We start from the raw sequence: 8687 nt of genomic DNA on the forward strand, positions 1-8687 counted from the left end.
CTTCCGGTCTTGCATCTCCGACTCTACCAGAACCTTTCGGCCCTGATTCCCGGTCGAAATCGGGTTGCCATTCCGGCCGTTGAGCCGTTCCGACGTTTCAAACTCTAGCGGATTCCCCGGCCGACTCATAATCGAGTCTTTCGAAATAGATTTCGGCATGCCGAAATGCGTCCCAAGTGGGGAGATCACACGAGTTTGGTTGCCGCATCAGCGGCGGGAGTGGTTGTCGCAGAACCGTTACGGCCCCATGGCAACCTGAGGAACCTTACGGAGGGATGAAGTCTGTGTCAACTTCCCACGACCTGCCCCTCGTCCCGCCCCTGGAATCGGCTCCGACGGGCCCAGTTGTCGCTACTCCAGGTCGGTGAGCCGGCCGCCCGCGTCCGGCTGGGTGTCCTCCACACGGCGAAGGACGCGGATGAGGAGCTCGGCGAGGACGCCGCGGTCGTCGGGCGAGAGGTCCTGGAGCAGGTCCTCCTCGAAGACCGTGGCCATACGCATGGCCTCCAGCCACTTCGTACGGCCCTCGTCCGTCAGTTCCACGATCACGCGCACCCGGTTGCTCTCGTCGCGGTCGCGGGTGACCAGGCCATCGCCGGCCATGCGGTCGATGCGGTGGGTCATGGCGGCCGGGGTGAGGCCGAGGCGCTTGGCGAGTTCGCCGGGGCCCATGCGGTAGGGGGTGCCCGCGAGGACGAGGGTCTTGAGAACCTCCCATTCGGCGTTGCTGATGCCGAGGGTGGCGACCTGGCGGCCGTAGGCGACGTTCATCCGGCGGTTGAGGCGGCCGAGCGCCGAGACGACCTTCTCGACCAGGGGGTCGAGGTCTCCGTACTCGCGCTGATACGCGGCGATCTGCTCGTCGAGGCTCGGCTCATGGAGGACCGGGCCCCTCGCTGCTGGGCCCTCAGGGCTCGCGGTAGGCATACGGCGCAGTATCGCACGGGGTCCATTGGCATTGAAGTCCTTCAGTGTGTATTATTCAATCCTTAACTTTAGCTTTGAAGTCTTGAGACTTCACTCCTTCACGCATCCAAGGCAGGTGAGTGTGACCAGGGTGATGGGTGCAGCGATGCGCCGGATCCAGGCAGGGAGCGCGCTGAGCGCGTTCGGACTCGGTTTCACGGTCCCGTATCTCTACGTCTATGTGGCGCAGGTGCGGGATCTGGGCGCGACGACGGCCGGTGTCGTCCTCGCGGTCTTCGCGATGGCCGCGCTCGTCGCCCTCCCGTTCACCGGGCGGGTGATCGACCGGCGCGGGCCGCTGCCCGTACTGATGGTGGCCGCGGTGCTCGCGTCGATGGGCGCGCTGTCCATCGGGCTCGCGGGGAGCATCCCGGCGGTCGTGCTGTCCGCCACGGTGCTGGGCGCCGGTACGGCGGTGATGCAGCCCGCGCTCGCCACGATGCTCGTGTGGTGCACGGACGCTTCGACACGTACGCGCGCCTTCGCGATGCAGTTCTTCCTGCAGAACCTGGGGCTCGGCCTCGGCGGGCTGATCGGCGGGCAGATCGTCGACAAGAGCAGGCCGGAGAGCTTCACCCTGCTGTTCGGCATCGAGGCCGTGATGTTCCTGGTGCTCGCCGGGATCGCGCTCACCGTGCGGATGCCGCGGCCGGTGTCCTTCGGGCAGAAACCGGCGGCGCGGCCGGGTGCCAAGAGCGGGATGCGGGCCATCCTCGGGCACCGGGCCATGGTGCAGCTGAGCGTGCTCGGTTTTGTGCTGTTCTTCGCGTGCTACGGACAGTTCGAGTCGGGGCTCGCGGCATACGGCACCGAGGCCGCCGGGATCGAGCCGTCGACGCTCGGTACCGCGCTGGCCGCGAACACCGCGGTGATCGTGATCGCGCAGTTCGTGGTGCTGAAGTTCGTGGAGCGCCGCAAACGCACCCGGGTGATCGCCGCGGTCGGGCTGATCTGGGCCGTCGCGTGGCTCTTCGCGGGGTACGCGGGCCTGGGCACGAACAGCCAGGCCATGGCGACGGCCGCGTTCATCTCCACGTACGCGCTCTTCGGGCTCGGCGAGGCGATGCTCGCGCCGACCGTGGCACCGCTGGTGGCCGATCTGGCGCCGGAGTCGATGGTGGGGCAGTACAACTCCGTCTTCGCACTGGTCAAGCAGCTCGCGCTGGCGCTCGGTCCGGCTGTGGGCGGGCCGATGGGGGCGGCGCTGCACGGCCCGTACATCGTGACGTTCGTGCTGTTCTCGCTCGGCATCACGGTGCTGGCGGTCAAGATGGGCCGGGAGCTGACACCCGTACAGAATCAGCCGTTCCTCGCGGCGAAGTCGCGGGTGGTGGCCCAGCACACGCCCGCCGGGCAGGTGGAGACCGCCGCCTGAGCAGAACCGCTCCCGGCCGAGAGCGGTTCTAGACGGGCAGCGCGAACTCGCACCAGACCGCCTTGCCGCCGCCCGGGGTGCGGCGGGACCCCCAGGACGAGGCGATCGTCGCGATGATGGAGATACCGCGACCCGCCTCGTCCTCCGTTTCCGCGCGGCGGCGGCGCGGCAGGTGCTCGTCCCCGTCGGTCACCTCGATGATCAGCCGGCGGTCGGTGCGGCGCAGCCGCAGGCGCATGGGCGGGGTCCCGTGCTGGAGGGAGTTGGCGACCAGCTCGCTGGTGGCCAGGACGCCCAGGTCGTGCAGCTCCGGGGAGAAGCGCCAGGAGGCCAGGACCCCGGAGGCGAACGCGCGGGCGCGCGGGGCGGCCTCGATACCGCCGAGCAGGTCGAGCGCCGCGTTGTGGAACAGCTCGGCGGAGCCGCTGGTGCGGGTGGGGTGCTGGACGACGAGGACCGCGACGTCGTCGTCGTGTTCCGCCGTCACGCCGAGCGAGCGGAGGAGCCGGTCGCAGACGACCTGGGGGCTGCCCGTCGCCCCGGACAGCGCACGCTCCAGCGCGGCCACGCCGTCGTCGATGTCCTCGCCCCGGCGCTCGACCAGACCGTCCGTATAGAGGACGGCGCTGGAGCCGGGCGGCAGCGCGATGGTGCCCGAGGTGTGGAGCCAGCCGCCGGTGCCGAGCGGCGGGCCGGTCGGGTCCGCGGCGCGGCGGACCGTACCGTCCTCGTCGCGCACCAGGATGGGGAGATGGCCGGCGGAGGCGTAGACGAGCTTGGCTTCGTTCGGGTCGTGGACGGCATAGGCGCAGGTGGCGATCTGGCTGGGGTCGATCTCGGCGGCGAGGCCGTCGAGGAGCTGGAGCACTTCGTGCGGCGGCATGTCGAGCCGGGCGTACGCCCGGACGGCGGTGCGGAGCTGGCCCATGACGGCCGCCGCGCGCACACCGCGGCCCATGACGTCGCCGATGACGAGGGCGGTGCGGCCCGCGCCGAGCGTGATCACGTCGTACCAGTCGCCGCCGACGGCCGCGTCGGTGCCGCCCGGCTGATAGGTGGCCGCGACCCGGAGATCGTCCGGCTGCTCCAGCTCCTGGGGGAGCAGGGATCGCTGGAGCGTGACGGCGGTGTCGCGCTGGCGGCGCTCGCTGGCGCGCAGCCGCTCGGCGGCCTCGGCGTGGTCGGTGACATCGGCGGCGAAGACGAGGACGCCGCCGCCTTCCTCAGGGCTGTCGACGGGCAGACAGGTGACGGTGTACGAGCCGCCCTGGCCGGAGACCTTGCGGGACTTGACGGTGCGCTGGGTGCCGCTGCGCAGGACCTGGTCCATGAGCGGGGGCAGGCCCAGCTCGGCCAGCTCGGGGCAGGCGTCGGCGGCGGGGCTGCCGACCGGGCGGGGGCCGAAGGCGGTGGTGTACGCGTCATTGACATACGCGATGCGGTGCTCCGGCCCGTACATCAGGGCGACCAGGGCGGGAAGGCTGCCCAGGAGCTGGCCGACGGGGAACTCTTCGAGGGCGGGCACGCCGGGGAGCGGGTCGGGCCGGTGGCCGGTCCCGGCGCGCGCCGACTCGCCGCGCGCCGCCGGGACCGAGCCCTCCGCCCTGGCCTCTCCCCGGCTCTCCCCTCTGGCCTTGCCCTCTGCTCGCTGGGGCGGTCGCGGTGCCGGGGAAGTCCCACGGTCGGTCCGCCGCGCTGCGGCGCGGCGCTGCGTACCGGGGAGCCTTGCGCTCCAACGCGTGAAGTTCACTGACTTTCTAGCCTCAATGGTTGTCGCCAAGGGTCACAAGGGTCACTCTGTGCACATGTGAGCCCACCTATGGTCACACGCCCAGTGTGACCGAACGGACTGACAGTCGGTGTCGACTGGGCGTCTACTAGGCCCTTCGAGGTCCCTACGAGGTCCCTCTGGGGTCGCCTTCCGGCGGTCCGTCCGGCGATCCGTCCGGCGGACGGTCGCGCGATGCCGGCCCGGGGCCGCGCCCGGGGGCTTCCGCCGGGCCTCCCGGCCGGCCGTTCCGCTCGGGCCCGGCGCCCGCGGCCGTCTCGAACTCGGCGCGCGGGTGCTCCAGCGAGCCGAGGGAGACGATCTCCCGTTTGAACAGTCCGGCGAGGGTCCACTCGGCCAGTACGCGCGCCTTGCGGTTGAAGGTCGGGACGCGGCTGAGGTGGTACACGCGGTGCATCAGCCAGGCCGGATAGCCCTTGAGCTTGCGGCCGTAGACATGGGCGACGCCCTTGTGGAGGCCGAGGGAGGCGACGGAGCCCGCGTGTTTGTGGGCGTACTCCCTGAGGGGCTCGCCGTGCAGCGACGCCACCAGGTTCTCGGCGAGGACCTTCGTCTGGCGCACCGCGTGCTGGGCGTTCGGCGCGGTCTCCGCGCCCGGCGTGTCGGAGGTGATGTCCGGTACGGCGGCGGCGTCGCCCGCCGCCCAGGCGTGTTCGACTCCGTCGACGGTGAGCCGGGCGGTGCAGCGCAGTCTGCCGCGCCCGTTGAGCGGCAGATCCGTGGCCGCGAGCAGGGGTGCCGGCTTGACCCCCGCGGTCCATACGACGGTGCGGGTGGGAAAGCGGCTGCCGTCGTCGAGGACGGCGACCCGGGACTCGCAGGAGTCGAGCCGGGTGTTCAGACGTACGTCGATGTTGCGGGAGCGCAGCTCACGTACGGCGTACGTGCCCATCTCCTCACCGACCTCCGGAAGGATGCGGTCGCTGGCCTCGACGAGAATCCACTTCAGGTCCTCGGGTTTGATGTTGTGGTAGTACCGCGAGGTGTAGCGGGCCATGTCCTCCAGTTCGCCGAGTGCCTCGACGCCCGCGTAGCCGCCGCCGACGAAGACGAAGGTGAGGGCCGCGTCGCGGATCGCGGGGTCGCGGGTGGAGGAGGCGATGTCCATCTGCTCGATGACATGGTTCCGCAGACCGATGGCCTCTTCGACTGTCTTGAAACCGATGGCGTAGTCGGCGAGACCGGGGACCGGAAGGGTGCGGGAGATCGACCCCGGCGCGATGACGAGTTCCTCGTAGGCCACTTCGATCGCGCCCGTGCCCTCTTCCTCGGTGGCGAGGGTGTTGACGATCGCGGTGCGCTTGGCGTGATCGATGGAGGTGACCTCACCGATGAGGATCTTGCAATTGTCCAGAACTCGCCGCAGCGGGACCACCACATGGCGTGGGGAAATCGATCCGGCGGCGGCCTCGGGAAGGAAGGGCTGATACGTCATATAAGGATCGGGCGTGATCACCAGGATCTCCGCCTCGCCGCCGGACAGCTCCTTTTTCAGCTTCCGCTGGAGATGCAGTGCCGTATACATCCCGACATAGCCACCGCCGACCACGAGGATGCGCGTGCCGGAAGTGCGCGCGGTGGGCGGAGGGCCGGGGGTCGAGCCCCGGGAGTTAGCAGCCTTCACCATCCCATGAGGCAACGGGTCCCTGCGTTTGTCCACAGCCCCGGCAAATTGTGTGACCGGAGGCTTTGTGCCACCGCGCGCCGGGCAGCCGCCGGAAAAGCGGGAAGGTGCGCAGGTCAGGGGCGGCAAATGGGGTGGGGCCAGGGGGCGTAAACGGGAGCCTTCCGGTCCTTGCTCCGATCGGGGGGCGCTCCGTGCGGAACTACCCCCTTCTGAATTGACCCCGGCTCAACTATGTTCGTACCTCGTCGGGGTGCTTGGTCAAGGCGCGCCCGGCAGACCGAGTGGGGAGGTCTCCGGGGGGAGACACACTGACCGGGGGAACGCGTATGACCATTCAGGATTCGCATTGGCAGGCTGCTGTACCGCCGGCCGTGGACACTCACGGGCACGGTGGCCGTACGGCTGGTGACGGCAACAGCGGGAACGGACGGACGGGAGCGGTCGGGACGAGCCGGTCGGCTCCGCTCCGGGTGGACGCCCAGCGCAACCTCGAACATGTGCTGCGGGCGGCTCGCGAGGTGTTCGGCGAGCTGGGGTACGGAGCGCCGATGGAGGATGTGGCGCGCAGGGCGAGGGTCGGCGTCGGGACGGTGTACCGCCGCTTCCCGAGCAAGGACGTGCTGGTACGCCGAATAGCCGAGGAAGAGACCGCCCGGCTGACGGCGCAGGCGCGTACGGCTCTGGGACAGGAGGAGGAGCCGTGGTCGGCACTGGCCCGCTTTCTCCGTACGTCGGTGGCCTCGGGCGCGGGACGGCTGCTGCCGCCGCAGGTGCTGCGGGTGGGCGTCGACCCCGCTGAGGCCGTGGCGACCGCGGCGACCGCCTCGTCTGTTGCGTCCGCCTCGTCTGGCGCGGCGGACGAAGCGCGGGTGCCGCAGCAGCGGACCGGGGTTCAGCCCGAGCGGTCGTTGACCGGGGTTCAGTCCGAGCGGGCATCGTCCGACCCGGCTGGTGCCGGTGCGCCGGATCCCTCCGGTGGGCCGTCCGAGCCGCGGGTGGTCGGCCCGCGTCCGGCCCCTGCCGATGAGCAGGACGGCATCGGCGCGGGTGAGCTGCTGGAGGTCGTGGGGCAGTTGGTCGACCGGGCGCGGGCCGCGGGTGAGCTGCGCGGCGATGTGACCGTGGCGGATGTGCTGTTGGTGATAGCGACGGCGGCGCCCGCGCTGCCGGACGCGGCACACCAGGCGGCGGCGTCGGCGCGGCTGCTGGACATCCTGCTGGAGGGGCTGCGCCCCAGGTCGGCCTGACGGAGACCGCGCCTTTGGGTGCCCGAGCGGACGCGGACATGGCCGGAGAGACGAACGCGGGCAGGCGAACAGACCGCTGCGAAAGGCTGGTTGAGCACCGTCATCAGCACTCGGTGAGTATTACATGAATTGATGACGGGTCGGTCGCCGATTCGGTCAAGTCACCCCGGATGAGTGGTTGACCCAGCTGGGGGTTCGGCGCGCAGTTGCCGTATGGCACGCTTGCCCGGTGTTCGGGTCTGATGGTGCTGACGGGAGCTTCCGCGATGAACGATGGCTTCCGCGATGAGTGGTGACGCACGGGACGCTCGGGACGAACCCGCCGGTCGCAGTGGTGGTGCCGAGTCCGGTGAGCCGCCCTCCCAGCAGGTACCGGGCCAGGGCGGACGCGGCGGCACCCGGGCGCCCGGAGTGCCCGGAGTGCCCGGAGTGCCCGGTGGGGACTCCCTCGGGACCTCCCCCGGGACGTCGCCCGGCGCCTCCCCCGGGACGTCGCCCGGCGCCTCCGCCGGCACGGGTGCCGGCGCCCCGGGCACAGGGGGCAGCACCCCGGGCACGGAAGACGCCCCGGGCGCGGGACCGGGCTCAGGCGCGTCCGGCCCCGTAGCAGCCGCCGCGGATACGGCCGGTCATACGGTTCCCAGCCAGGGGACCGGCGGCACCCGGCCGGAGGGCGGCTCCGGCGCGGAGAGCCATGCCGTGCCGCCGCAGCGGGAGGGCGGGGGGATCGCGACCGGATCCGTACTGCCGCCGCCGCGCGAACTGCCCCTGTCCGACGCCGAGTTGATCCAGCGGATGCGGGACGGTGACGACAGCGCCTACGCGGAGCTGTTCCGCCGCCACTCCGATGCCGTACGGCGGTATGCGCGCTCCTGTTGCCGGGACGCGCACACGGCCGACGATCTGACGGCCGAGGTCTTCGCCCGCACCCTGGGTGCCGTACGCGGGGGCGCGGGGCCCGAGCACGCCGTACGGGCGTATCTGCTGACGACGGTGCGCCGGGTCGCCGCGACCTGGACGAAGTCGGCCAAGCGGGAGCAGTTGATCGACGACTTCGCGGTGTTCGCCGCGGAGGCCGCCCGTAGTTCGGACGCGGCGACCGACGACACCCTCGATCTGGGGGCCGATGTCCGCGCGATGCACGAGGCGGAGCAGTCGCTCGCCATGCAGGCGTTCCGGTCGCTGCCGGAGCGCTGGCAGGCGGTGCTCTGGCACACCACCGTCGAGGAGGAGTCGCCGAGCGAGATCGCGCCGCTCTTCGGGCTGACCGCCAATGCGACGGCGGTACTGGCCAGCCGGGCCAGGGAGGGGCTCAAGCAGGCGTATCTCCAGGCGCATGTGAACTCATCGCTCACCGCCGGGGGCGACTGCGCCCGGTACGCGGACCGGCTGGGCGCGTATGCCCGTGGCGGGCTGCGGATGCGGGCGGAGCGCGGGCTGCGCAAGCATCTGGAGGAGTGCGCCAAGTGCCGGCTGGCCGCCGGGGAGCTGGCGCATGTCAACGCGGGGATTCCGGCGCTGCTGCCGGTCGCGGTCATCGGCTGGTTCGCCGCGGGCTATTCGCTCAAGGCCGCCGGGATCGTCGCCGGGGGCGCCGTGGGTGCGGCGGGGGCGGGTGCCGCCGCCGCTGCCACGGGCGGAGGCGCGGCGGCATCCGGCGGTGCCGCGGGCGCTGCCGCAGGT

General features: G+C 71.2%; 6 protein-coding genes. 3 read left to right on the plus strand and 3 right to left on the minus strand.

The genetic code is table 11. The annotated features are described in order from the left end of the window. Nucleotides 1-351 precede the first annotated feature (351 nt). The gene (locus tag ACWF94_RS25255; RefSeq protein ID WP_453492738.1) at nt 352-927 is read right to left on the minus strand and encodes a MarR family winged helix-turn-helix transcriptional regulator; all 576 of its coding nucleotides are present in this window, start codon (nt 925-927) and stop codon (nt 352-354) included. A 133-nt stretch (nt 928-1060) separates the two neighbouring features. Here ACWF94_RS25255 and ACWF94_RS25260 point away from each other — a divergent pair, with 133 nt between their 5' ends. Further along, nucleotides 1061-2341 carry an MFS transporter gene (locus ACWF94_RS25260; protein WP_453492752.1) on the plus strand — a complete coding sequence of 427 codons (1281 nt, stop codon included), beginning with the start codon at nt 1061-1063 and terminating at the stop codon, nt 2339-2341. A gap of 28 nt (nt 2342-2369) precedes the next feature. Here the strand turns inward: ACWF94_RS25260 and ACWF94_RS25265 are convergent, their stop codons facing one another. Further along, nucleotides 2370-4091, minus strand: a complete 1722-nt coding sequence (locus ACWF94_RS25265) for an ATP-binding SpoIIE family protein phosphatase (RefSeq protein WP_453492741.1) — start codon at nt 4089-4091, stop codon at nt 2370-2372. A 145-nt stretch (nt 4092-4236) separates the two neighbouring features. Beyond that, on the minus strand, nt 4237-5757 hold the full coding sequence (locus ACWF94_RS25270; RefSeq protein ID WP_453492744.1) for an NAD(P)/FAD-dependent oxidoreductase: 1521 nt from the start codon (nt 5755-5757) through the stop codon (nt 4237-4239). A gap of 326 nt (nt 5758-6083) precedes the next feature. Here ACWF94_RS25270 and ACWF94_RS25275 point away from each other — a divergent pair, with 326 nt between their 5' ends. Both ACWF94_RS25275 and ACWF94_RS25280 read left to right on the plus strand, forming a co-directional pair. After that, nucleotides 6084-7004: a TetR/AcrR family transcriptional regulator gene (locus tag ACWF94_RS25275; protein ID WP_453492746.1), complete on the plus strand. Its 921-nt coding sequence runs from the start codon at nt 6084-6086 to the stop codon at nt 7002-7004. A gap of 285 nt (nt 7005-7289) precedes the next feature. Then, a partial coding sequence (locus ACWF94_RS25280; RefSeq protein ID WP_453492749.1) for a sigma-70 family RNA polymerase sigma factor occupies nt 7290-8687 on the plus strand: 1398 nt, incomplete at its 3' end.

This window comes from Streptomyces sp. NPDC055078 (genome assembly GCF_053607985.1).